Raw genomic sequence first — 26,567 nt, 5'->3', positions numbered from 1 at the left:
AGGAATATGGATACAAAAATTTTAGTAATTGGAGCAAATGGGCAATTAGGTTCAGTACTTACAGGAGAGTTACAGAAGAAGTTTGGAGATGATCATGTAATTGCTTCTGATCTTAGAACAAGAGAGAATTATAAAGGGATATTTGAGATAATTGATGCTACCGATATTCATAGAATTCAAGAGGTAGTTACAAAACATAAAATAACTCAAATCTATCATCTAGCGGCAATTTTATCAGCAAAAGGAGAAGAAACTCCATTAGCTACTTGGGATATTAACATGAAAACATTGTTTAATGTTTTGGAAGTATCTAGAAAGAATACTATTGATAAAGTGTTTTTTCCAAGTTCTATAGCTGTTTTCGGAGAAGGAGCTCCTTTGGAGAATACGCCGGATGATGCATATCTTAATCCAGCTACAGTATATGGTATTAGCAAAGCAGCAGGAGAAAATTGGGCGCAGTATTATTTCCTTAGATACGGCCTGGATATTAGATCTATTCGATACCCTGGAGTTATAGGATACCAGTCGTTACCTGGAGGAGGAACGACAGATTACGCAGTAGATATTTATCATAAAGCGGTATTAAAAGAAGATTTTAATTGCTTTCTTAAAGAGGACACTATGCTTCCTATGATCTTTATGGAAGATGCTATAAGAGCTACAATAGAATTGATGGAAGCTCCAAAGGAAAGTATTACTGTAAGGACATCATATAATATTGCAGGAATTAGTTTTTCTCCAGAAGAAGTTGTTACAGAAATTCGTAAATTATATCCTGATTTTAAAGTGAAATATAAACCTGATTTTAGACAGGAAATAGCTTCAAGATGGCCAAAATCAATTGATGATGCTTCCGCAACCCAAGATTGGGGATGGCAACCAGCATTTGATCTGAAAGATATTACAGAGATAATGGTGGAAAAATTACAAGAAAAATATAAAAAAGGTTCAAGAAATAAAGAGATTCTAATGTTTTAGCTAATATAAGTTTCAGACGTTCGAATACCTTTTTTTCAAATAGATAGATAACAAAAATAAAGAATACATCATGTTTTCAAATATTAAAAATGATTTACAAAAAGAGCTAGATGATATTAAATCTGCAGGTTTATATAAATCCGAAAGAATAATAACAACTCCGCAAGGAGCAAAAATAGATACTATAAATACAAAAAATGTATTGAATTTTTGTGCCAATAATTATTTAGGGCTTTCATCTCATCCTGATGTTATAAAAGCTGGTAAAGAAGCAATTGATTCTCATGGATATGGATTGTCATCTGTGCGTTTTATTTGTGGGACACAAGATATCCATAAGGAATTGGAACACAAGACAGCAGAGTTTTTAGGGATGGAAGATTGTATTTTGTATGCCGCAGCTTTTGATGCAAACGGAGGGGTTTTTGAACCTATTCTTACTGCAGAAGATGCGATAATTTCTGATTCTCTAAATCATGCTTCTATTATTGACGGGATTCGTTTGTGTAAGGCAAAACGTTTCAGATATGAACATAATAATATGGTAGATCTGGAAAAGCAGCTTCAATCTGCAGAAGGATCAAGAAGAATATTAATTGTTACTGATGGTTCTTTTTCTATGGATGGTACGATCGCGCAATTGGATAAAATTTGTGATTTATCAGATAAATATCAAGCAATGGTGATGATAGATGAATGTCATTCTACAGGTTTCCTAGGTAAAACTGGTCGTGGAACGCATGAATATCGTGATGTAATGGGGAGAATTGATATTATTACAGGAACGTATGGTAAAGCTCTTGGTGGAGCTTCAGGTGGTTTTACTGCTGCGAGAAAGGAAATTGTGGATATGTTAAGACAACGTTCCAGACCTTATTTGTTTTCTAATACAGTTGCTCCATCTATAGTAGGAGCATCTATTAAGGTGTTGGATTTGCTTAGCTCTTCTACAGTGCTTAGAGATAAACTGGAAGAAAACACAAAATATTTCAGATCAGAGATGACTGCGGCAGGATTTGATATTGTTCCAGGAGATCATCCTATTGTTCCAGTTATGTTATATGAGGCAACATTAGCACAGGAATTTGCCGCAAAATTGTTAGATGAAGGTATTTATGTTATTGGGTTTTTCTATCCGGTAGTTCCTCAGGGTAAAGCACGAATTAGAGTGCAATTATCAGCAGGACACGATCGCGAACATCTAGAAAAAGCAGTAAAAGCATTTACTAAAGTTGGTAAAGAGCTGAGTGTAATATAATTACTAACGTTTGTTAGTGTTCAAAAACTTAGAAGATTCTTATTATACTGGGTTGTTTATTTAAAATATTTCATAGATTCTTATGAAATATTTGATATTTAATGATAATAGGTAGGATTCGATGAAAAAAACGAAAATTTATTTTGTATAGTTTTAGTTTTAGCTACTTTAGCAACCTAATAAAGAAACAACAATGAGCACTTTGTTTACTTGGAACCGATTTTATTTTTTCTTCTTTTATTTTAAAAGCAAGGTCGGGATCGCTATGTAAATAAATAAGCAAAATTTATAAAACTAGAATCCCGATGAAAAGTCGGGATTTTTTTTTGAAATAAAAATTTATAACGTTTGAGAAAGAAGGTTGCTATACAAGGAATAAAAGGATCGTATCACCATGGAGTTGCACAAGCTTATTTTGGAGAAGAAGTTGATGTAGATGAATGTATGTCGTTTCAGGAACTGGTTCATAGTTTAGAAAATGAAAAGAGTACGGATGCAGTTATGGCAATAGAAAATTCTATAGCAGGGTCTATCATTCCTAATTACGCATATATAGACGAACATGACTTAACTATCTGCGGAGAGTATTTTCAGCCTATTCATCATTGTTTGATGGCTTTGGATGGACAGGAGATTTCGGATATAAAAGAAGTATACTCTCATCCTATGGCATTGCTTCAGTGTAAAGAATTTTTTAGAGGACAACCTCAGATTAAATTAGTAGAAGATGCAGATACTGCTGATGTGGCAAAAAGAATTCAAGAACAGCAATTGACGGGTGTAGCGGCGGTAGCAGGAGAAACGGCAGCTATTATTTATAAACTAAATGTTTTAGCAAAAGAGATTCAGACAATTAAATCTAATAGTACAAGATTCTTTATACTGAATACAAAAGAGGACTCAGGTGTTGACAGTAAGGAAATCAATAAAGCTTCGTTGAAATTTTTAACGGATCATAAAAGAGGAAGTTTAGCTACTGTATTAAATGTAATGAGTGATTGTGGATTAAACCTTACTAAGATTCAATCATTACCTGTTATTAATATGCCGTGGAAATATTCCTTTTTTGTGGATGTAACTTTTGCCAAATACGGAGATTATCAAAAAGCCATTTCGATATTAAAAATAATGGCTTTGGAACTTAAAATTTTAGGAGAATATAAAAATCAAAACGGATGAGCATTCAGACTGCAAAACGGTTAGAAACAGTTGAGGAATATTATTTCTCTAAAAAATTACGTGAAGTAAGAGCATTGGCCGCTTCAGGGAAACCCATTCTTAATATGGCAATAGGTAGTCCTGATTTAGATCCGCCTAAAGAAGTGGTGCAAGCGATACAAGATGCTTTAGTTTTGGATGGAGCTCATAAGTATCAAAGTTATCAGGGATTGCCAGAATTAAGACAAGCGATTGCAGATTTTTATAATAATAAATATCAAGTTGCTCTAAATCCTGAAAACGAGATTTTACCGTTAATGGGAGCCAAAGAAGGTATTATGCATATATCATTGGCATATCTTAATGAAGGAGATGAGGTATTGATTCCGAATCCAGGATATCCAACATATACTTCTGTAACCAATTTGGTGGGAGCAAAGCCAATAAGTTATGATTTGGTTGCATCTAATGGATGGGAACCTGATTTTGAAGCTTTATCCAAAAAAGATCTAAGTAAGGTGAAAATTATGTGGATTAATTATCCACATATGCCAACAGGAGCTTCTGGTAGTCTAGAGGTATTAAAGAAATTAATCAATTTTGCAAAAAATCACGATATTTTATTGATAAATGATAACCCCTATAGTTTTATCTTGAATGATACTCCAACAAGTATATTGTCAATTGATGGAGCTAAGGATGTTGCTTTAGAGTTAAACTCATTGAGTAAAACTTTTAATATGGCAGGGTGGCGAGTAGGTATGGTTAGTGGAAGTAGTGATAAGATAGAGGCTATTCTTAAGGTAAAGAGTAATATGGATAGCGGGATGTTTCAAGGTATTCAAAAAGGAGCCATTGCGGCACTACATATTTCAGATAGTTGGTATTCAGAAATGAATGCTATTTATAGCCAAAGAAGAGAATTGATTTGGGAACTTGCATCAGTTTTAGATTGTACTTATGATAAAACAGCAACGGGAATGTTTGTTTGGGCAAAACTTCCTAACGGAATAAATGCAATGGAATTTATCGATACTATATTATATGAAAATAGCATATTCATTACTCCAGGCGATATTTTTGGAAGTAATGGAAAAGGATATATTCGTTTTTCATTGTGTGTGACAATGGAAAATATAAACAAGGCAATAAAAAGATTACAAGTAGAAGCATGAAAGTATTCGTTATAGGTGTTGGATTAATCGGAGGATCATTTGCTATTGATATCAAAGCAGCTTTTAATGAAGCAGAAATTTATGGTATTGATAAAAATGAGGAACATCTTGATAAAGCCATGTCATTAGGGTTTATAGATAAAAAGTCTAATTTTGAGGAATTAGATAAAGCCGATGTTGTAATCACATCAATTCCTGTAGATATTACTGTAAAAGTGTTGCCGGAGATTCTAGATAAGATTAATGATGAGTGCTTGGTTTTTGATGTAGGCTCTACTAAAAAGAAGTTATGTAATTCTGTAAGTGATCATCCTAAAAGAAGAAATTACTTGGCAGCACATCCAATTGCTGGTACAGAGTTTTCCGGCCCTCAAGCTGCTATTGCTAATTTATATCGAGGTAAAACTAATATCATTTGTGAAGTAGAAAAGACGGCTTTTAAATTGCAGGAAAGAGGAATGGAAATTTTTACCAGATTAGGAATGAGAATTCGATATATGGATCCTGCTTCCCACGATAAACATATTGCGTATGTGTCACATCTGTCGCATATTAGTTCTTTTATGTTAGGGAAAACTGTGATAGAAAAAGAAAAGAACGAAAGGGATATTTTTGATATGGCTGGCAGTGGATTCGCATCTACCGTTAGGTTAGCAAAGAGTTCACCAGAAATGTGGACACCCATTTTTAAGCATAATAAAGAAAATGTAATAGAGACTTTACAAGAGTATATAACAAATCTTACACAATTTAAAGAGTTAATGGAAGAAGATAATTTCGTTGAAATTTATAAAGAAATGGAAGATACGAATCACATAAAAACAATTTTGAAAGGAATTTCATAAAATAACCACAGAAAACGAATACTAATAAAGAATAAAAAATAGAGATGGAGAATAAGAAAGAACTTAGAACCTGGTTAGACGAATATAATTTAGATCATCCATTGGTAATAGGAGGTCCTTGTAGCGCAGAGACAGAGGATCAAGTTGTGAAAATAGCGCATCAGCTTAAAGATTCTGATGCTACAGTGCTTCGTGCAGGAATCTGGAAACCTAGAACAAGACCAGGTAATTTTGAAGGAGTGGGTGCTTTGGGATTAAAATGGTTACAAAGAGCAAAAGAAGAAACGGGAATGAAGATCGCTACAGAGGTGGCAAACCCTCATCATGTAGAGTTAGCGCTAGAACATGGTGTAGATGTTCTTTGGATTGGAGCAAGAAGTACAGTTTCTCCTTTTATTGTTCAAGACATTGCAGAAGCTTGTAGAGGGATTGATAATCCAGTATTGATTAAGAATCCGATAAACCCTGACTTATCACTTTGGCTAGGAGCTGTAGAACGTTTTTATACTTGTGATGTTAAAAATTTAGGAGTAATTCATAGAGGATTTTCAACTTATGAAAAAACGAAATATCGTAACATTCCAGAATGGCAGATACCAATCGATTTGCAAAATCGTTTTCCCGATTTACCATTGATTTTAGATCCATCACATATCGCAGGAAGAAGAGATTTGATATTCGATCTATCACAAACGGCTTTGGATCTAAATTTTGATGGGTTAATTGTAGAAACGCACTATGATCCTGATAATGCTTGGAGTGATGCCGCTCAACAAATTACACCGGATACTTTAATTCAACATATGAAAGACTTAAAAATTCGTAAAGAAATAGGCGTAGACGAGGCATATCAAAGAACTCTAAATGAACTACGTGCGAAAATTGACGTAGCTGACAACCAATTGCTAGATATTTTGTCTAAAAGAATGAAGATTTCTGATGAGATTGGTAAAGCTAAAGCAAAACAAAATGTTGCCATACTACAGTCTAAACGTTGGAATGAGATCTTAGGAAAAATGATTCTTGAAGGAGAGGAAAAAGGATTGAGTGAAGAGTTTATGTTGAGAATATACAAGGCAATTCATCAAGAATCTATCAATCATCAGGAAAAAGTTGCCAAGTCTTAATTTTGCGTAATATTTATTGGGTATAGAGATTTATTCGCATCTTTGCGTTATGACAGGAACCGTATATAAATCTACCGGAAGTTGGTATACCGTTAAAACTGATGATGGCACTGTATACGAGTGTCGTATAAAAGGTAAATTTAGAATAAAAGGTATAAAAAGTACCAATCCTGTATCCGTTGGAGATAGAGTAGATTTTAAACCAGAAACTGATAATGATAGAGAAACTGGTGTAATTGAAAATATAAGAGAACGCCGAAATTATATTATAAGAAAATCGGTAAACCTCTCAAAACAGACCCACATCATTGCTGCAAACATTGATGTGGTTTTTTTATTGGTTACACTTAATAACCCACCTACATTTACAGCCTTTATAGATCGTTTTTTGGTAACTGCAGAAGCTTATGATATTAAAGCAGTATTGTTATTTAATAAAATTGACATTTATGATGAGGAAGAGCTTTTGGAAATAAAATATTTAGCAGCCTTATATAGGAAAATAGGATATGAATGTATTGGTATATCTGCAAAGACGGGAAAAAACATTGATAAAGTTAAATCCTTAATGGAAGGACAAGTTAGTATGTTTTCAGGGCATAGTGGAGTTGGTAAATCTACATTAGTGAATTTGATTGAACCTAATTTGTCCTTAAAAACTGCAGAGATCAGTGATCAGCACCAGCAAGGCCAGCACACCACCACATTTGCAGAAATGTATGACCTTAGTTTTGACGCTAAAATTATCGATACACCTGGTATCAAAGGTTTCGGGATAGTAGATATGGATAAAGAAGAGGTTGGGGATTATTTTCCGGAGTTTTTTGAGTTAAAACAAGAATGTAAGTTTAATAACTGTCTACATATAAACGAACCAAAATGTGCGGTAAAAGAAGCATTAGATAACGAAGAAATTGCTTGGTCACGTTATAAAAGTTATTTACAAATTTTAGAAGGAGAAGAAGAGCATTATAGGAAAAATCACTATGATAATGAAGATTGATCCTTTTTTTTGCCATTTATAGGGTAACATTTCCTTCCGATAAGACACATACATAATGAAAGCTGTAATTCAAAGAGTTTCTGAAGCATCTGTTTCTGTAGAAGGAAAAAGGATTTCACAAATAGGTTGTGGCCTTTTAATCTTGATTGGTGTTGAAGAAGAAGATACTAAAAAAGATATTGAATGGCTGTCTGGAAAAATAAGTCGATTAAGAATATTTGGAGATGATAAAGGTATGATGAATAAAAGTGTTCTAGATATTGATGGTGAAGCGATAGTAATAAGTCAGTTTACATTACATGCAAGTACCAAAAAAGGAAATCGACCAAGTTTTATTAATGCTGCAAAGCCAGAAACTGCTATTCCGTTATATGAAGAATTTATAAAACAGTTGGAAGTGAACTTAGGAAAGAAAGTAGGTACAGGTATATTTGCCGCTGATATGAAAGTGTCACTGCTCAATGACGGACCAGTTACGATAATTATGGATACTAAAAACAAAGAATAATAACTACCCCAAAATAAAATTTTTATATGCGAAAAAAAATACAACTTGTTCTGGTTGCGGTTTTTGTATGTGTTTCTGCGAAAGTTAAAGCTCAAGATGACCTTAGTCTACAAGCTATATTAATTGATTCAGTACTTACCGAAAATGCCAATGCTATCGTACGATCAGAAAATGTAGTAATAAGTATTAATTCGGTAAACTCCGTTGTTGTAAAAACAAAACGTGTGGTTACCGTATTAAATAAATATGGAGACCGTCATGCCGATTCTTATGAACCCTATGATCCTGAGACTAAAATAAAAAAAGTGCAAGCAATTGTTTATAATTCTTTAGGTAAGGAGATTAAAAAATATAGGAAAAAGGATTTTAGCGATAGAAGTATGTATGATGGTTTTTCTCTAATAGGCGATAATCGATACATATATTTTGAGCATACACCTGTTGATTACCCATATACAATGGTGTATGAGAGTGAAGTAGAGACGAAAAGTTCTGCATTTATTCAGCCGTGGTTTCCTATCACTAATTACAATCTTAGTGTTGAAAAATCTTCTTATCAAATAATAAACCCTCAGAAAATTCCTTTGAGAACAAAGGAAAGAACTTTTGGTAATTATCCTGTAGAAATTATAAAAGGAGATCAAGAAATATCATATAAATTATCCAAAGTTTCTGCATTAAGAAAAGAATATAAAAGTCCTTCATTTACGGAGTTAGTACCTAGAGGGAAAGTGACTTTAGGTAGTTTTTCTCTGGTAAATGTGGAAGGTTCTGCTAATGATTGGAAATCCATGGGGAAATGGCAGTATCAAAATTTAGTTTCAGGAAGAGATGAATTACCAGAATCAGTTATTAAAAAAGTTTCAGTATTAGTCGCTGATGCCAAATCTAATAAAGAAAAAGCAAAGCGGATATATGAATATGTTCAAAATAAAACCCGATATATCAGTGTACAATTAGGTATAGGTGGATGGATGCCAATGATGGCAGAAGACGTTGATCGATTGGGATATGGAGATTGTAAAGGGTTAACGAATTATACCAAAGCATTATTAGAAACTCAAAACATACCAGCATATTATACCATAGTATATGGAGATTCAGACAAAAGAGACATAGATGCTGATTTTGCCTCTATGCAAGGGAATCATGTGATACTGAATATCCCAGATGAAGAAGAGGATATTTGGTTGGAATGTACCAGTCAAACAGCACCTTTTAATTTTATAGGAGATTTTACAGATGATAGAAATGTATTAGTTGTTAAGCCGGAAGGAGGAGAAATTAAGAGAACCAAAAAATACAGCCCAGAAGAAAATACATTGCATACGACGGCAACAATTTATTTACAAGCAGATGCATCTATTGTAGCGGATTTGGTGTCTGTTTCTAAAGGATTACAATATGATTGGAGATATTTAACAAAGTTAAAGCCGGTTAAGGATCAAAAATTACATTATAAAGAGTACTGGGATTATATCAATAGTCTTAACATTTTGTCATTGGAGTTAGAGGATGATAAAGACAATATTAAGTATCAGGAAAAAATTAAAGTGAACGCTACAAATTATGCCACAAAAGCAGGTAGCAGATTATTGGTAACACCTAATTTCTTCAATAGAACTAAGAGCAAAATGCCTAAGTACAAGAACAGAAAAACGCCTTTAGTAATTTCTAGAGGATACATAGATACAGATGAATACATCATTAATATACCTCCGGGATATTCAGTTAATAAACTTCCGGAAGGAAAAGTTTTAGAAACGGTTTTTGGTACTTATGCTTGTAATCTGGAAAAAATAGATGAATCTAAGTTAAAGTTTACTAGAGAATTGAGAATTAATGATGGTAGATACTCTAAAGAAAAATATGAAGAATATAGACAGTTTATGTCTAAAATTCGAAATGCAGATAAATCAAAAATAGCACTCAAAAAACAATAAAAAACTACCTAAAATAGATGAAAAGCTTATATAAATTAATTACAATGATACTTTTAGTGGTATCAGTAAGTTCGACAGCACAGGAATATAAATTCGGTAAAGTTTCTAAGGAAGAATTATTAGAGTCTTCATATGAATTAGATAGTTCGGCAAATGCTGCTATACTTTATGAAAATAAAAAGGTGAGTATTCTGTATAATACTTCAACTGGTTTTCAATTGATTACTGAGGTTTTTAAAAGAGTTAAATTGTATAACAAAGATGGATTTGACTATGCTTCAGAAGAAATGTTATTGTATAAAAGCGGTGGTAATAATGAGACTATAAGTGGATTAAAGGGAGCTACCTATAATATTTCTGATGATAAAATTATAAAAACAAAGTTGAAAAAGGAAGGAATCTTTAAAAGTGAGTTTTCGGAAAACTATAATCAACAAAAATTTACAATGCCGGCAATACAAGAAGGTTCGGTTATTGAGTATAAGTATAAAATAATATCTCCTTTCTTATCAACCATAGATAGAATTTATTTGCAAAGGGAAATACCAATAAAAAAATTGGAAGTAAAGGTAGCATCTCCCGAATATTTTAATTACAAAAAGTTCTCTACAGGATATATACCTATTAATTTAAAAGAATCTAAATATAATGATAAAATAACTTTTAATAATAAGTCAAGGTCTGGATCTGGATTTACTAAAACAAATTCTAGTTTTTCCCAAAGTGTTGTTGAATTTGTTGTGAATTTGGATAAAATAAGCACTGTTAATGTACCAGCATTTGTTGAAGAACCTTATTCAGGAAATGTAGAAAATTATATATCTTCCTTAAGCTATGAACTCTCATTCGTTAAATTCCCGGATGAACCAATTGATTATAGGTCAACAACCTGGGAAGATGTAGTAAAAACAATTTATCAAAATTCTAATTTTGGAGCTGAATTAAAAAAGACCAAGTATTATAAGGAAGATATTGATCAACTTATAACCGGTGTAAGTGATTCGAAAAAAAAGGTAAGTCTTATTTACAGTTTTGTAAAGAACAAGATGAATTGGAACAAAAACCGTTCAGTGATTACAAATAAAGGTGTTAGAAAAGCATACAAAGAAGAAACTGGAAATACAGCCGAAATCAATTTAATGCTTACCTCGATGCTTACCTATGCTAATATAGAGGCTAATCCGGTTGTAGTAAGTACTAGTGATAGACTAGTATCACTGTTTCCAACGTTAAATGGGTTTAATTATGTAATTTCCAGAGTGAAACTAGAGGATGGAAGTATCTATTATTTGGATGCCACCGATAAATATGGAATACCAAATATCCTTCCGAATAGAGTTGTTAGAGGAACTGGACGCGTAATTGCAAAAGATAAAACCTCGCAAATGGTTAGTTTTAGACCAGCAAAACCGTCAGTAAATCGATATAGCATACAATGTTCAATAGATGATCAAGGAATAGCAAAAGGAAGGTTGAATGCTAATTATAGAGATTACTTGGCTCATAATTTTAGAGTTCGAAATGCAGGTAAAGATGATGCTGCAAAAGCAAAACGTTTCGAAAGTAGATATGGTATTTCTGAATTAGATGAGTATAGTATAAAAGGTGTTAAAGAATATGGAAAAGGTGTTACAGAAAGGTTTAGTTTTATAGTCGAAGATCAAATTGAGGCAATAGAAGATGAGATATTCTTTTCTCCTTTACTATTTTTGAGAGATAAAGAAAATGTTTTTAAATCAGACGACAGAAAATATCCTATAGATTTCGGATATGGTTTTTCTAATAGATATATGGTAAATATAAAGATACCTGAAGGTTATGAAGTTGTTGAGTGCCCGAAGACGTCAGCATTTAAGTTACCTGATAATATGGGAAAATTTTCATTCAGATCTAATGTTACTAATGGAGTTATTCAGGTTGTGGTAGATGAAACTATTACTGCTTCAATGATTCCTGCTAATTATTACCCTGCTATTAAAGAATTTTATAATCAGGTAATTCAGAAAGAAAATGAACAAGTAGTTCTTAAAAAAATATAAGTATGAATATCCAAAATGCACAGAAAGCGGTAGATGATTGGATTAAAAATCATGGAGTCAGATATTTTAATGAGTTGACCAATATGGCGCAACTTACAGAAGAAGTTGGTGAAGTGGCTAGAATAATAGCACGTCGTTATGGAGAACAAAGCGAAAAAGAAAGTGATAAAAATAAAGACCTTGGAGAAGAGTTGGCTGATGTGTTATTCGTAGTTTTGTGTTTAGCAAATCAAACTGGCATTGATCTCCAAGAAGCGTTTGATAAAAAATTAGATATTAAAACAGAAAGAGATCACGACCGCCATCATAATAACGAGAAATTAAAATAATGTTTAGATCAATTATTTCCTCAAAAAAATATTGGATTTCAGTACTTTTATTGGGACTTGTTTTTATTGTATTCTTTAGTGTTATAGAACATTTTATGCAATATAAAGGCTTGGCTTTTGATACTTTTTTAGAAGAGAAAATACACAATAGTCGTTGGGTAAGATATCTCTTGTCTAGAATAGTTGGAGGATTAGTGTATGGGATGATTTTAGGATATTATTTTGAATTAAGAAAACGAAAAAGAAAACCAAACCAATAAGATGAATTTGAAATTAAACCACATTTCGAATATAAACACCACCACATTACAAATTACAGGATCTAAGAGTGAAACCAATAGATTGTTGATTTTAAAAGCACTGTATCCTGAAATAGAAATTGAAAATATATCAAATAGTGATGATTCACAGCTTATGCAAGCCGCCTTAAGAAGTGAAGATGAAGTTGTAGATATTCACCATGCTGGAACTGCAATGCGATTTCTTACAGCATATTTTGCAATACAGAAGGGTAGAAAGACAATTTTAACAGGGAGCGAGAGAATGCAAGAGCGTCCTATTAAAATTTTAGTAGAAGCACTTAGACAATTAGGGGCCGAAATCACATACGAAAAAGAAGAGGGATATCCTCCAATAAAGATTATTGGAAAAGACCCGATAACGAATAGAGTTTCTTTGGCAGCTAATGTAAGCAGTCAGTATATTTCTGCATTAATGTTGATCGCATCATCATTACCAAATGGATTAGAGATTGTGTTAGAAGGGAAAGTGACTTCTGTTCCGTATATAAAAATGACTTTAAGTCTACTTAAAGATGCTGGAATTCAAGGAGCTTTTGAGAATAATATAATTAGTATTGGGCCCGTAGAGAAAGTTTCTCCAAAAGTAATTGTAGTAGAATCAGACTGGAGTTCAGCTTCTTATTTCTATAGTATTGTTGCATTATCTGATAATAGAAGTGTAACATTAGGTAGTTATAAGCAAAATAGTTACCAGGGAGATTCTGCCTTAGCTAATATTTATAAGAAACTAGGAGTTGAAACTACTTTTGATAACAATAAAGTTACTTTAACAAAAACTGTAATACCTTCTGATACGAAAGTGTTAGAATTGAACTTATCGAATTCACCTGATATTGCACAAACAATTGCGGTAACTTGTTTTGGACTAGGTAAAGCTTGTTATCTAACTGGATTACATACGTTAAAAATTAAAGAAACTGATAGGTTAGAAGCATTAAAGATAGAAATTGAAAAACTAGGTGGAGAAGTAGTTATAACGGATGATTCATTAAGATTAACTGCTACTGCATTAATTAGATCAGAGGTTTCTATAGATACATATCATGATCATCGTATGGCTATGGCTTTTGCCCCATTAGCTTTGAGAACTAAACTCTTTATTAATGATGCTGATGTAGTGTCAAAATCATATCCAGATTTTTGGAGTGATTTGAAGAAATTAGATTTTGAAGTTCTGTAAATAAAAATATATATTGTCATTTACTTGACAACCCCTATATCCAGATTGTATATTTGCACTTCCAAAAAAACAGACACTAATGAAGTTATCACATTTCAGTTTTGATCTTCCACAAGATTTATTAGCAGAGTACCCTTCAGAAAATAGGGATGAAGCTCGTTTAATGGTTCTTAACAGAAAAGATCAAACAATAGAACATAAGCAATTTAAAGATCTAATAGATTATTTTGAGCCTAATGATGTCATGGTTCTTAATAACACTAAAGTTTTCCCTGCCAGATTATATGGTAATAAAGAAAAAACAGGAGCTAGAATTGAAGTGTTTTTATTACGTGAATTAAACTCAGAAACACGTCTTTGGGATGTACTTGTTGATCCTGCACGTAAAATCAGAATAGGTAATAAGTTATACTTTGGCGATGACGAAAGTTTAGTAGCAGAAGTAATTGATAATACAACTTCCAGAGGGCGTACACTTCGATTTTTATATGACGGATCTTATGATGAATTTAGACAAAAACTTACGGATTTAGGAGAAACACCTTTGCCAAAATATATCAAGAGAGAGGCAGAACCAGAAGATGAGGAAAGATACCAAACCATTTATGCGAAAAATGAAGGAGCTGTTGCAGCACCTACTGCTGGTTTGCACTTTTCTAAACATTTAATGAAGCGTTTAGAGATCAAAGGAGTAGATTTTGCAGAAATCACATTACATGTTGGCTTGGGTACATTTAATCCAGTAGAGGTAGAAGATTTATCAAAGCACAAGATGGATAGTGAAGAAGCATACGTAACAGCACGTGCAACCGAAACGATTAATAATGGTATTACCAATAAGCAAAGAATCTGTGCTGTAGGAACTACAGTAATGAGAGCATTAGAAAGTTCGGTTTCTTCAGATAATACATTAAATGAGTTTAGAGGATGGACAAACAAGTTTATATTCCCTCCATACGATTTTAGTATCGCAAATAGTATGATAACAAACTTTCATACACCAAAATCAACACTTTTGATGATGGTTTCGGCTTTTGCAGGTCACGATTTTATTAAAGAAGCGTATGAGGAAGCAGTAAAAGAGAAATATCAGTTTTATTCTTATGGTGATGCAATGTTAATTATCTAAGAAAACTATATACCTTATAATAACTCAAAAACTCCACTTTATCAGAATAAAGTGGAGTTTTTGAGTTATTATAAGTTGTAAGAATATATAATTTTAATTATAAACTGTAAAGTAAAAATTAAGGTGTTTGTTGTAGAAATCTTAAAATTAGCAAGTTATAATGGTTAATTCATAAAAAATAAGTATTTTGCGGAGCTTTTTGAAAATTACGGTAAAACCGTAATGTTTTTAAATAAGTTAGATATCGATTAATTTGGCTTTTTGTCGAAAAAAGTGAATAGTACCAATTATAGGTTCTTCTTTTTTGAAAAATTAGTCGTTTATTGTAAATGCCCTTAATAAATTAAGTGAACTAAATAGTAACCTATGAATAGAATATTACACATCGTTTTATTTTTTATCACCTTCTTTTCATTTTCGCAAACCAAAGTCGGTAATCTTCATTTTAACGATATTGACGTTTTCGAAAATGCTGAGCTAATGCTTAATGGAGCTGGAGAAAGAGAGAAATTATATACTATCGGTTTATATCTGGATTTTGAAGTAGATGGAGTGGAAGATGGTCTTATGGTAGCTGACAAGAATGCTACTATGGCTCTTACCATTAAAACAATTTCTGATATTTCTAATGACGATTTAACAGGAATTATTAGAAATGGACTAGAGCGTGCTACAGACGGGAATAGTTATTTGATGGAAGATCAAATTCGGGATTTTATTAAACTTCTTCCAAGTACGATTAATAAGTATGAAATTTTTAAAATTATATATACAGAAGATGAAAAGGTAACACTTTATAAAAATAAAGAACGGTTAGGTTCTGTGTCAAATAGTCTAGAGTTTAAGCAAGCACTTTTTAAAATATGGTTGGGTGATAATCCGGTAGATTCTCAGTTAAAAGAGGATTTATTAGGCTCATATGACGCAAATCCTATTTTAGGTCAATGGAAGGCTTATGATAAAAAAACAGGAGTTGCTATTAACATAGTTCAGCTATATATGATAAAGAATGAGGTTTTTGGGTCCGTACAACAAATGTTGCGTCAATCAGAAAGAGATGCAGTATGCTATCAATGTGAGGGAGATGATAAAAATCAGCCTGTAGAAGGATTGGTAATTCTTAAAAACTTGAGGAATAAAAGTGAGCTTAAGTATATCAATGGTAAATTCACAGATATAAGGAACGGAAAAATATCCGATTGCCAAATTTGGATTGATCAAGATGATATGAATGTGCTTAATGTAAAGTATAGAGGCGGAGGCGGAGTACACCAATGGAAACGTGTCAAATCATCTCGCAAGGATAAACGTGATGATTTTCGTACTGTAAAATTCTAAAATTAAAATACACTAGTTATATTTTGTAAATAGTTTATGCTTTCTGTTAGAGATACATGTATCTTTTGCATACTTTTGCAGTGAAATGAAGTCAAAAAAGAAAGACATAAGAGCGCTAACAAAAGAGCAACTTCGCCAATTTTTTGAGGAGAGTGGAGATAAAGCTTTTCGTGGAAATCAAGTATATGAGTGGTTATGGAGTAAAGGCGCTCATAGTTTTGAGAGTATGACGAATATTTCTAAAACTACCAGACAAATTCTTGAAGAGAATTTTGTGATTAATCATATTAAGGTTGATCAAATGCAGCGCAGTATAGATGGTACTATTAAAAATGCTGTACGACTTCACGATGGATTAGTGGTAGAATCTGTTTTAATTCCTACTCCTACTAGAACAACTGCTTGTGTTTCTTCTCAGGTTGGTTGTAGCTTAGATTGTAGATTTTGTGCAACCTCACGTTTGAAAAGAATGCGAAATCTAAATCCTGATGAAATTTATGATCAGGTGATTGCTATTGATAATGAAAGTAGGTTATACCATAATCGTCCATTATCCAATATTGTTTTTATGGGTATGGGAGAGCCATTAATGAATTATAATAATGTCCTCAAAGCCATTGATAAAATAACCTCGCCTGAAGGTTTAGGGATGTCTCCAAAGAGAATTACAGTATCTACATCAGGAGTACCAAAGATGATAAAAAAAATGGCTGATGATAAGGTGCGATTTAAATTAGCGGTATCCTTGCACTCTGCAATAGATGAGGTGCGAACCAATATTATGCCATTTAATGAGAATTTTCCACTTACAGATCTTAGAGAAGCATTAGAGTATTGGTATGAAAAAACCAACAGTAGAATAACTTATGAATATGTGGTTTGGGAAGGCATAAATGATAGAAAAGAAGATATAGATGCTTTATTAAAATTTTGTTCATATGTTCCCTGTAAAATAAACTTAATTGAATATAATCCCATTGATGATGGAGAGTTTCAGCAAGCTTCTAATGCAGCAATAGAGAATTATATAGTAGCATTAGAATCAAGAGGTTTTGTGGTGAATGTTCGAAGAAGTAGAGGGAAAGATATAGATGCAGCTTGTGGACAATTAGCTAATAAGTCCTAAATACACTTTTCAATGTGAATTATTTAGTAAGTGTTTTGACCCTCAATATGGATTATGCTATCTTCGCAACTAGTTAGAAAACAAAATAATCTGCTTTAGATTGAAAGTCGTTGAGAAAATAAAATTACCCATAATTGATGAGATGGAACTTTTTGAACAAAAGTTTTCTCAATCGATGTCTTCTAAAGTAGCTTTACTTAATAGAATCACGCATTATATTGTAAATAGAAAAGGAAAACAGATGCGTCCAATGTTTGTTTTTCTTGTGGCTAAAATGGTTTCTGGAGGAGAAACTAATGAAAGAACCTATCGCGGAGCTTCGGTAATAGAATTAATACATACTGCTACTTTGGTACATGATGATGTAGTAGATGACTCTAATAGGCGTCGAGGATTCTTTTCAATCAATGCACTCTGGAAAAATAAAATAGCTGTATTAGTAGGAGACTATTTATTATCAAAAGGATTATTGTTATCAATTGACTATGGGGATTTCGATTTGTTGAAAATAATCTCTGTTGCGGTCCGTGAAATGAGTGAAGGAGAACTGTTACAAATTGAGAAGGCAAGAAACCTTGATATTACAGAAGAAATTTACTATGAAATCATTCGTCAGAAAACAGCAACATTGATTGCTGCTTGCTGTAGTCTAGGAGCTTGTTCTGTGGAGCCGGATTCTGATTCGGTAGAAAAGATGAGGAAATTTGGGGAGCTTATTGGGATGGCGTTTCAGATAAAAGATGACTTATTCGATTATGGTGATGAGGCAATTGGTAAACCTACTGGTATTGATATCAAAGAGCAAAAAATGACATTGCCGCTGATTTATACATTAAATCATTGCACAAAAGAAAAAAAGAAGTGGCTTATTAATTCTATTAAGAATCATAATAAGAATAAAAAGCGGGTAAAAGAAGTTATTGATTTTGTCAAAGTAAGTGGCGGGTTAGAATATGCAACAAAAATAATGCATGAATTTAAAGAAAGAGCACTAACTATCTTATCAGAATATCCCGAATCAGAATATAAATCTTCATTAGAATTAATGGTTAATTACGTTATTGATCGAAAGAAATAACCTCTATTTATCTTTTTTTTAAGTATCCCGAATTGCTTTAACCTATTTTTTTATTCAAAAAAAATATATTGGTATTAGTTTTGATGCTTATGACTAATTACAATTTGTTTTTTCGAAATCAGGCAACCTTTTTATCTTTTTTAGCGTCTAAATCTAAGAGAATGGGGTTCATTATCTTTTAAAGAAAACAGTATTTATGAGTAGAAAATTATTTTTGTATATAGCCATTGTTCTATTATCAAGTTGCGCATCTGTAGAAAGGTATAATCAGCAAATAAGTAAAGCGCATAGCCCAGAGGAATTATGCCAGGATGTTGATTATGCATATAAAAAACTTAAAAAACTCCATCCAGATCTATATTGGTATATTTCTAAAGATGAAATGGATGAAAAGATTAAGAGTCTGAAAGGTAAATTAAGAGAACCATTAACTACTAAGGAGTTCTATAGACTATTTGCTCCAGTCATTGCTGGTATAAAACAAGGACACTTGTCTGTACATGCGCCTTTAGAAAGACAAGTGAAAAGAGAAAGAAAAGTAAAAGGGAAACGAGAATCTCCGTTTAATTCTTTATCATTTTATACAACGAAGAATAAGTTGTTTGTAAAAAAAGTTTTTAGAGGCGACTCAACATTAATACCTGGATCAGAAGTGGTATCGGTAGAAGATGAAAAAGTAAGCGATCTGTTAGGGTATTTTAAAACATTACATACTAGTGATGGGTATAATAAGACTTTTATTCCAGAATTTGTGGGCAGTCGTTTTGGATTTTTTTATTCAAATACTCATGCACAAAAAGATAGCATATTATTGCATTTGAGGCTAAGAGATAGTATGTATTCTAAGCATTTGTATGTGAGTTTTGATAAAATGAATACTTCTTCCAAAATAGATACTGCGGATGTGGTAAAGAAAAAACTAAGTAAACTCGAGAGGAAGATAGCTAAAGAAACCCAAAAGAAAATACGCAAGAAAAATTATAAATACGGATATAATAAAAAGACAAAAGATTATAACCGAAATTTTAATTTTTTGGAATCTGAAGTAACTACACCTATTGGTTATATGAATATTAGGAGCTTTACTAATGGTGGTTACAAGGATTTTTATAAAGAAAGTTTTGCTAAAATTGATTCTGCAAATTGTAAAAATTTGATAATAGATTTAAGAGGTAATCTGGGAGGTAGATTAGTAGAAATTGATGATTTGTATTCTTATCTAAGTGATAGAGAATATGTATTTATAGAAAAATCTAAAATGACAGGACGATTAAGTTTTTTACACCCATTTTTTCATACCAAATCTTGGCCAACCAAAACAGTTGCCACAATGCTATCCCCTTTATTAGGAATATATCAGATGTTTAAGGTAAAGAAAGAAAATGGAGAGGCTTATTTTAAATTTAAACAGAGTAAATTAAAAAAACCTAAATCAAATGCCTTTACAAGTAAAGTGTACGTATTAATTAATGGAGAAAGCTTTTCCGCAAGTAGCATACTTTCTACACACCTTAAAGCAACTAAGCGAGCAACATTTGTTGGAGAAGAAACTGGTGGAGCATATAATGGAACCGTAGCCGGAATTTATGCAAAAGTAGAATTGCCGAATTCTAAAATTAATATGCGTGTGGGGTTAATGAAAATTAATGCACCCTATACTATAGAACCCGATGGTTATGGTATTAAGCCAGATATTCTAATAAAAAGAACCGCAAAAGGTCAAGGTGAAGATGAAGCATTAAAGTGGATCCTGAAGGATATTAAAAAAGAAATTTAAAAAAAAATAATAGGGTCAGACAACCTTTTTGATTTTTATCACGTCTATGTAAATAGAGGACCTTAAATAATTGATTTTACTTTGAAAGTTATTCAGTTTTATAAAAACGAAACACAACTCATTAAGAAAGCTGCGAAAAAGCATCGTGATGCACAGCATCAGTTGTATGAGAAACATGCGCCTAAAATGTTAAGCGTATGCAGACGATATATTAGAGATGTTCATTATGCCGAAGAAGTAATGTTAAGTGGTTTTCTGAAAGTATTTACTAATTTGAAACAGTTTAATTTTGAAGGAAGTTTTGAAGGGTGGATACGAAGAATCATGGTAAATGAGTCAATATCGTTTTTAAGAAAACAAAAACAGGTGATTTTTACAGAAGATATTTCTGTTTATAATGAAGAATCATGGAATAATATCAATATTGAATTAGGAGTAGAACAGATTCAAGAGTTGATAGATAGTTTACCAGAAGGATATAAAATGGTATTTGTGTTGTATGCTGTAGAAGGGTATAAGCATAGTGAAATTGCAAAGACGTTGGAAATTAGTGAAGGCACTTCTAAATCTCAACTTTTTAAAGCAAGGAAAATGCTACAGCAAAAGTTAAACGAACAAAATAAAATAAGTAATGGCGCCATTAAAATTTGAAGATAGCATAAAGGAGAAGTTGGAGCAGCGTACAATACGACCATCTAATGGATCTTGGGAGAAATTAGAGGGAAAACTGGATGATCAGCTTAGCCAAAAAAAAACTAAAAAGTATTGGTGGTTAGGTATTGCTGCTAGTATAGCAGGGTTCTTAATTGTAACAACAGTTTATATGAATTCTGGCAATACAAGTACATCTTTTGATGTGGAATTTGTAGATGCCAATAAAGAAGTTATTCAGAAAAAAGAGTCTATCGATATTGTAGAGGTAAAAGAAACAAAATCAAAGGGCGAGGCCGAGGTAGTAAAAGAAAATAGTAAGGCAGTAGAAAGTCAAATTAAACAAAACACTGTTGTAGAAAGTAGTAAAAAAGAGAGTAAGAGCTTAGAAAAGAATGAAAATTTCGAAAAAGTAATTTCTGAGGAATATAAACCAATCATTGCGAAAAAAGCTTTTAAAGAAAATAGTAAAGAAGCTGTTGCGATACAAATAGATACTATTAAGAACAAAATTATAGAAGAAGATATCTCTCTGCAGATAACAACAGATATAATTCAAAGTAAGGTATCCGATATAATAGCTAAAGTAAAAGAACTTGAAAAAAATAATGATGTTATAACTGACGAAGAAGTTGATGCATTATTACGTAAAGCTCAACATGAAATCACAACTCAGCAAATTTTAAAATCTAATACGGTAAATGCATCAGCTTTGCTTCTAGACGTAGAATCAGAACTCGATGAATCATTTAAAGACCGTGTTTTTGAAGCGCTAAAGACAGGTTTTGAGAAATTAAAGACTACCGTAGCAGAAAGGGATAATTAAACATTCATCAATCAAATCTTACCGATTCCCTCTCTTAAGTGAGGGGGAAGAGTAAGTAAAATCTAATATTTATGAGAACAATAATAATGTATGTCGTATTAACGACAATGACGCTTAGTGCACATTTTCTAAATGCGCAAGACAATGATAATTCAGATAAAATTGAAAAATTAAAACAGGAAAAAGAAGAAATAGTAATTTCAGAAAAAGAGGCACTTAAAGAAGAAGTAGAAGCTATTAATGAGCGATTAGTAAAGGGAGAAATAACTACTGAAAAGGCGCAAAAACTAAAAGAAGTTGCTGCAGAAAAACATGCTTTAAATATAGAAAATAGATTAGCGATTATTAATAATCAGATTGCTTTAATAGAAAGGAATGATAGTGATTATTTGAATTCTAATAAAGGTAAAATTTCAATAGGTCTTGGTGCGAAAGATAAAGATAATGGAGATATCTTATTTGGGTTTAATGTTAATACTGGAAAGAAATCAAAGATAAGATATGATAGACGTACCTATTCTGATTTGGTAGTAGCTTTTGGATTGAATAATGCAATTGTAGATGGACAATCATTAGATGATTCTGATTATAAAATTGCAGGAAGTCGTTTTTTTGAGATTGGTTTTGCCTGGAAAACCAGAGTTTTTAAAAATTCGAATTTTATGAGAATTAAATATGGAATTTCATATCAATCTAATGGGTTAAAACCAACAGATAATAGATATTTTGTGGAGAATGGGGATCAAACAGAACTTCAGGAGTTTAGAGTCGAATTAGATAAATCCAAATTTAGAATGGATAATATTGTAATACCTATACATTTGGAATTTGGACCTTCGAAAAGAATAGAGACGGAAGAAAAACTTAGGTTTTCTACCCATCATAAGTTTAGAATTGGATTAGGAGGTTATGCGGGAGCAAATATTAGTACTCGTCAAAAATTGAAATATAAAGAAAACGGAGATAGAGTTAAAGATAAAATTAAAAGAGATTATAATACTAGTGATTTGATATATGGATTGAGTACCTATATTGGTTTTGGAGATATGTCACTATATCTTAAATATGATCTGTCTCCAATTTTCAAAAATGCATTGGTGGATCAGAACAATGTGTCTTTAGGGTTGCGTTTTGACCTTTAAGAATAACTATAATCGGTAGGGTTCTCCAATGAATTTTAATTTAAAGTATAAAACAAACGGGAATTTAACATTAATTTAATTTTTGAGTGTTACCCGGTTTTTACAGGGAAGGAGTTGTGTGCAATCACAACTCTTTTTTGTTTTCTAAAAGAGGGATGTTTTATTTTACCTAGATTTCATAAGGGATGGAGAATACTCTATTAATATACTATGAGAAGTAGAGTTATTTTACTTTTGTTAAATAATATACAAATAACTTTTAATTGTTAAATAAATTAATGTATACAAAAGCCTTAATCTAATTACGGTTTTAAAGTAAGTTGTTGATTGTAAGTATTTTATGACATGTATTTTTTTTATTCTTTAGTTAAATAGTATATATTTAAAACCCTTGAAAAATCATTTTTTTTTAAGGGTTATTTAATACTCTGATTTGTGATGCCCCCCTTTTTCACAAGTTAATGGAGATACTACTTATGCTAAAATTGGTATATAACTATGTAACTGTTAACCAAATTTTAGATATATGAAAACAAAATTCTATTTCGTAGCATTTTTTATGCTTTGTAGTTTTGGTATGCTTGCCCAAGTGCAAGTAGAATCAAAAAAGGCTTCATCGTTCGGAGTTTCTGAATACATGAGAAAAATACCGGCATTATCCTCAATGAAAAATATTATTTCGGCGGAAAGTATGGAGCATGTCGCTCCTGCAAAAAGAAGAGGTACTAATACAGTAGTTCCTGGTAAAGGTTTTCCAAAAGGAGAAGATCCTTTTTATACAGGTGTAGCTAAGAGTACTCCAGGTGTTCAGATGAGAGCTCCAGTGGCTTCTTTTGATGCACACATAGGAACTGTTCTTAATGATGCAACAGGTGCAATTGGCCCTAATCATTATGTGTATGCATTTAATTCTGGATTTGGAATTCTAGATAGAGCTGGAAACGTTCTATTGCCAGAAGCATCTCTTGGAACCATATTTCCAGGAGAGACTTTAGGAGATCCAGTAGTAGTTTATGATAACTTTGCAGATAGATTTATCATTATGCAGTTTAGTAATTCTCCAAATGGATTTCTGATTGCGGTAAGTCAAGGACCAGATCCGGTAAATTCAGGATGGTTTACGTATCGTTTCAATACAGGAACATTTCCTGATTATGAAAAATTATCAATTTGGAGTGATGGGTATTACATCACTGCCAACAAAGATCAGAACTCTCCTGATTCCAATGATGTTGTATTTGCGGTAAATAGAGATCAAATGCTTGCAGGTGAGGCATCTGCTCAACAGATTGGTTTTCCGCTTCCAGGAGCAGAAACAAATGGGTTTTATAGTCCAGGAGGATCAAATGCAACAGGTACTACATTGCCTCCGGTTGGTGTAGGACATTCTATAATTTATTTGCAAGATGATAGTTGGGCAGGTGTTTCTAATGACCACCTGAAAGTTTGGACAACTACGGTTGATTGGGCTAATCCAGGAAACTCCTCAATCTCTCAACCGCAAGAGATTACTACTACTCCATTTGATAGTGTGTTTGATGGAGGTTCATTTCAGAACTTAGATGAGCCAGGTAATGGTCCTGATATTGATGCTTTACAAGCTACAATGATGTATATGACTCAATATAGACGTTTTGGTACTCATAATTCAGTAGTGTTAAATTTTGTTGTTGATTTAGATGGAACGGATAGCCTGGCAGGTATTCGTTGGTATGAATTAAGACAAACTGCAGATGGACAACCTTGGACAATTTTTCAAGAAGGTACTTATGTGCAACCAGATGGGTTAAGTGCATTCTGTGGTAGTATTGCGCAGGATTCTCAAGGTAATATTGGTTTAGCATATACTGTAGTGAGTAGCACAGTGTTTACTTCATTAAGATATACAGGTAGACAAGCTAATGATGCACTTGGAACTATGACAATGGCAGAAGAAGTTTCTGCTGATGGAGATGCTCAGAATAACAGAGGTGATGGTCGTTATGGAGATTATGGTCAAATGACTGTTGATCCATTAGATGATATGACCTTCTGGCATATTGCAGAATATATGAAAGGTCCTGCTCCTAATGTGAGAAGAAGTCATGTAGTGGCTTTCAAAATTGAGCCTGCTATTATTGATAATGAAGCACCTTCTACACCTGCAAATTTAGCAGCATCAAACACTACTGCTAGAGAAACAACATTAAGTTGGGATGCATCTACCGATAACGTAGGAGTTACAGGATACGATGTTTATCAAGATGGAGTTGTAGTAAGTACAGCTGCTGGAACAACAACAACTGTTACAGGTTTAACACCAGAAACAACATATTCTTTCTTTGTAATCGCTAAAGATGCTTCAGGGAATGAATCTGGATCAAGTAATACAGTAAGTGTTACTACTTTAGAAAGTACTACAGGTCCTGGATGTCTTGATGGTATAGTAGCTCCATATGCAGAGAGCTATGAAGCTGGTCTTGGTGCTTGGACTCAAGGTACTGGAGATGATTTAGATTGGACTGTAGATGCTAATGGGACACCATCTAGTAGTACAGGTCCTTCTAGCGCTGCCGACGGATCGAACTACATTTATGTAGAGGCATCAGGTAATGGAACAGGGTATCCTAATAAGCAAGCGATTTTAAATTCTCCTTGTTTTGACCTTAATGATGCAAGTGCTGCTACATTCTCATTCCAGTATCATATGTTTGGAGCTAATAATTTTGGTTCTTTAGATGTAGAAGCAAGTAATGATGAAGGTGCAACTTGGACTAGTATCTGGAGCAGAACTGGAAACCAAGGTAATTCTTGGCAAACAGCTAGTATTGATTTATCAGCTTATTTAGGTTCAGGATTACAGTTAAGATTTAATAGAGTAACAGGTAATACTTGGAGAGCTGATGCAGCTATTGATGATGTAAGATTAACTGCTTCTGGTGGACCAGGAGGAGGAGATTGTGTTTCTGGAGATGTATCGTTAAGTATTACTTTTGATAATTATCCTCAGGAAACTTCTTGGACATTAACAAATTCTGGAGGTACTGTAGTAGCTTCTGATAGTTATTCTACGGCAAATCCTGATGGGTCAACAGTATCTGAAACTTTTGCTGGTTTAGCAAACGATACATATACTTTTACTATTTCTGACTCATTTGGTGATGGTATCTGCTGTGGATTTGGTAATGGTTCTTATACATTATCTAGCGCAGGAGGAACTATTGTAACCGGAGGAGATTTTGGTGCGTCCGAAGCAACAGATTTCTGTATAGAAGGATCTGCAAGATTAGAGACATACCCACTTAGTGGGCTTCGTTCTCAGGATGAAGATGCTTTTAAAATTTTCCCAGTTCCAGCAAAAGGGACTCTTAATGTAGCCGTTGGTAATAAGTCTATTGATAATCTAAAGATTTTCTCTATGTATGGTCAACTGGTAAAAGAAGTCTCTAATCAGGGAACTAAACAACAAATCGATATAAGTAATTTAGCTTCAGGAACATATTTTGTTCGTTTTACTTCTAATGAAACAGAGGTTATAGTTACAAGAAAGTTTGTAGTCGCCAAATAATAATCAATAGAAGTTATAATTTAGCCACAAGGAGGCTGTCTTTTTTAAGGCAGCCTCTTTGTTTATATGAATATTAAGAAATGAGTCTCAAGAATTATATTATTT

General features: G+C 32.8%; 22 protein-coding genes. All 22 read left to right on the top strand.

Annotated features, from left to right (window positions below; translation table 11 throughout):
- Positions 1-6: 6 nt before the first annotated feature.
- The 22 genes from Q0975_RS00915 (at position 7) to Q0975_RS00810 (ending at position 26,462) form a co-directional block, all read left to right on the top strand.
- Positions 7-981, top strand: coding sequence for an NAD-dependent epimerase/dehydratase family protein (locus Q0975_RS00915; protein ID WP_299431753.1), 975 nt, complete (start codon positions 7-9; stop codon positions 979-981).
- A gap of 70 nt (positions 982-1,051) precedes the next feature.
- Complete coding sequence (gene kbl, locus Q0975_RS00910) at positions 1,052-2,239, top strand: glycine C-acetyltransferase (RefSeq protein WP_299431750.1); 1,188 nt, start codon at positions 1,052-1,054, stop codon at positions 2,237-2,239.
- 348 nt (positions 2,240-2,587) lie between these two features.
- Positions 2,588-3,418, top strand: a complete 831-nt coding sequence (locus Q0975_RS00905; RefSeq protein WP_299431747.1) for a prephenate dehydratase — start codon at positions 2,588-2,590, stop codon at positions 3,416-3,418.
- Positions 3,415-4,572 (top strand): aminotransferase class I/II-fold pyridoxal phosphate-dependent enzyme, encoded by a 1,158-nt coding sequence (locus tag Q0975_RS00900; protein ID WP_299431744.1) that lies wholly within the window; start codon positions 3,415-3,417, stop codon positions 4,570-4,572. Before Q0975_RS00905 ends, Q0975_RS00900 begins: the two co-directional genes overlap by 4 nt.
- Positions 4,569-5,417, top strand: coding sequence for a prephenate dehydrogenase (locus Q0975_RS00895; RefSeq protein ID WP_299431741.1), 849 nt, complete (start codon positions 4,569-4,571; stop codon positions 5,415-5,417). The genes Q0975_RS00900 and Q0975_RS00895 overlap by 4 nt, the downstream gene beginning before the upstream one ends.
- A 44-nt stretch (positions 5,418-5,461) precedes the next feature.
- Complete coding sequence (locus Q0975_RS00890; protein ID WP_299431738.1) at positions 5,462-6,544, top strand: bifunctional 3-deoxy-7-phosphoheptulonate synthase/chorismate mutase type II; 1,083 nt, start codon at positions 5,462-5,464, stop codon at positions 6,542-6,544.
- A gap of 49 nt (positions 6,545-6,593) precedes the next feature.
- On the top strand, positions 6,594-7,547 hold the full coding sequence (gene rsgA, locus Q0975_RS00885; RefSeq protein WP_299431735.1) for a ribosome small subunit-dependent GTPase A: 954 nt from the start codon (positions 6,594-6,596) through the stop codon (positions 7,545-7,547).
- A gap of 55 nt (positions 7,548-7,602) precedes the next feature.
- The gene (gene dtd, locus Q0975_RS00880) at positions 7,603-8,055 is read left to right on the top strand and encodes a D-aminoacyl-tRNA deacylase (RefSeq protein WP_299431732.1); all 453 of its coding nucleotides are present in this window, start codon (positions 7,603-7,605) and stop codon (positions 8,053-8,055) included.
- Between the two features lie 26 nt (positions 8,056-8,081).
- Positions 8,082-9,998, top strand: coding sequence for a DUF3857 domain-containing protein (locus tag Q0975_RS00875; protein WP_299431729.1), 1,917 nt, complete (start codon positions 8,082-8,084; stop codon positions 9,996-9,998).
- A gap of 44 nt (positions 9,999-10,042) precedes the next feature.
- Entirely contained in the window at positions 10,043-12,037 is a 1,995-nt protein-coding gene (locus Q0975_RS00870) for a DUF3857 domain-containing protein (protein WP_299431726.1), read from the top strand.
- Positions 12,038-12,039: 2 nt separating this feature from the next.
- Positions 12,040-12,366: a nucleotide pyrophosphohydrolase gene (locus Q0975_RS00865; RefSeq protein ID WP_299431723.1), complete on the top strand. Its 327-nt coding sequence runs from the start codon at positions 12,040-12,042 to the stop codon at positions 12,364-12,366.
- On the top strand, positions 12,366-12,626 hold the full coding sequence (locus Q0975_RS00860) for a hypothetical protein (RefSeq protein ID WP_299431720.1): 261 nt from the start codon (positions 12,366-12,368) through the stop codon (positions 12,624-12,626). The genes Q0975_RS00865 and Q0975_RS00860 overlap by 1 nt, the downstream gene beginning before the upstream one ends.
- Position 12,627: 1 nt before the next feature.
- Positions 12,628-13,848, top strand: coding sequence for a 3-phosphoshikimate 1-carboxyvinyltransferase (locus tag Q0975_RS00855; protein ID WP_299431717.1), 1,221 nt, complete (start codon positions 12,628-12,630; stop codon positions 13,846-13,848).
- A gap of 79 nt (positions 13,849-13,927) precedes the next feature.
- On the top strand, positions 13,928-14,977 hold the full coding sequence (queA, locus tag Q0975_RS00850) for a tRNA preQ1(34) S-adenosylmethionine ribosyltransferase-isomerase QueA (RefSeq protein WP_299431714.1): 1,050 nt from the start codon (positions 13,928-13,930) through the stop codon (positions 14,975-14,977).
- Between the two features lie 366 nt (positions 14,978-15,343).
- Complete coding sequence (locus tag Q0975_RS00845) at positions 15,344-16,315, top strand: chalcone isomerase family protein (RefSeq protein WP_299431711.1); 972 nt, start codon at positions 15,344-15,346, stop codon at positions 16,313-16,315.
- A gap of 85 nt (positions 16,316-16,400) precedes the next feature.
- The gene (gene rlmN / locus Q0975_RS00840) at positions 16,401-17,441 is read left to right on the top strand and encodes a 23S rRNA (adenine(2503)-C(2))-methyltransferase RlmN (protein WP_299431708.1); all 1,041 of its coding nucleotides are present in this window, start codon (positions 16,401-16,403) and stop codon (positions 17,439-17,441) included.
- Positions 17,442-17,541: 100 nt separating this feature from the next.
- Positions 17,542-18,519, top strand: a complete 978-nt coding sequence (locus tag Q0975_RS00835) for a polyprenyl synthetase family protein (protein WP_299431704.1) — start codon at positions 17,542-17,544, stop codon at positions 18,517-18,519.
- Positions 18,520-18,715: 196 nt separating this feature from the next.
- A complete protein-coding gene (locus tag Q0975_RS00830) occupies positions 18,716-20,296 on the top strand; it encodes a S41 family peptidase (protein ID WP_299431700.1) in 1,581 nt (526 codons plus the stop codon).
- An 81-nt stretch (positions 20,297-20,377) separates the two neighbouring features.
- Entirely contained in the window at positions 20,378-20,947 is a 570-nt protein-coding gene (locus tag Q0975_RS00825; RefSeq protein ID WP_299431697.1) for an RNA polymerase sigma factor, read from the top strand.
- Complete coding sequence (locus Q0975_RS00820; protein WP_299431694.1) at positions 20,928-21,773, top strand: hypothetical protein; 846 nt, start codon at positions 20,928-20,930, stop codon at positions 21,771-21,773. Before Q0975_RS00825 ends, Q0975_RS00820 begins: the two co-directional genes overlap by 20 nt.
- Positions 21,774-21,844: 71 nt before the next feature.
- Positions 21,845-22,915, top strand: coding sequence for a hypothetical protein (locus Q0975_RS00815; protein WP_299431691.1), 1,071 nt, complete (start codon positions 21,845-21,847; stop codon positions 22,913-22,915).
- A gap of 526 nt (positions 22,916-23,441) precedes the next feature.
- Positions 23,442-26,462: a T9SS type A sorting domain-containing protein gene (locus Q0975_RS00810; protein ID WP_299431688.1), complete on the top strand. Its 3,021-nt coding sequence runs from the start codon at positions 23,442-23,444 to the stop codon at positions 26,460-26,462.
- Positions 26,463-26,567 lie beyond the last annotated feature (105 nt).

The sequence above is a fragment of the uncultured Aquimarina sp. genome (genome assembly GCF_947500065.1).
GTDB lineage: Bacteria > Bacteroidota > Bacteroidia > Flavobacteriales > Flavobacteriaceae > Aquimarina.
This window is presented reverse-complemented; position numbering and strand designations above follow the sequence as displayed.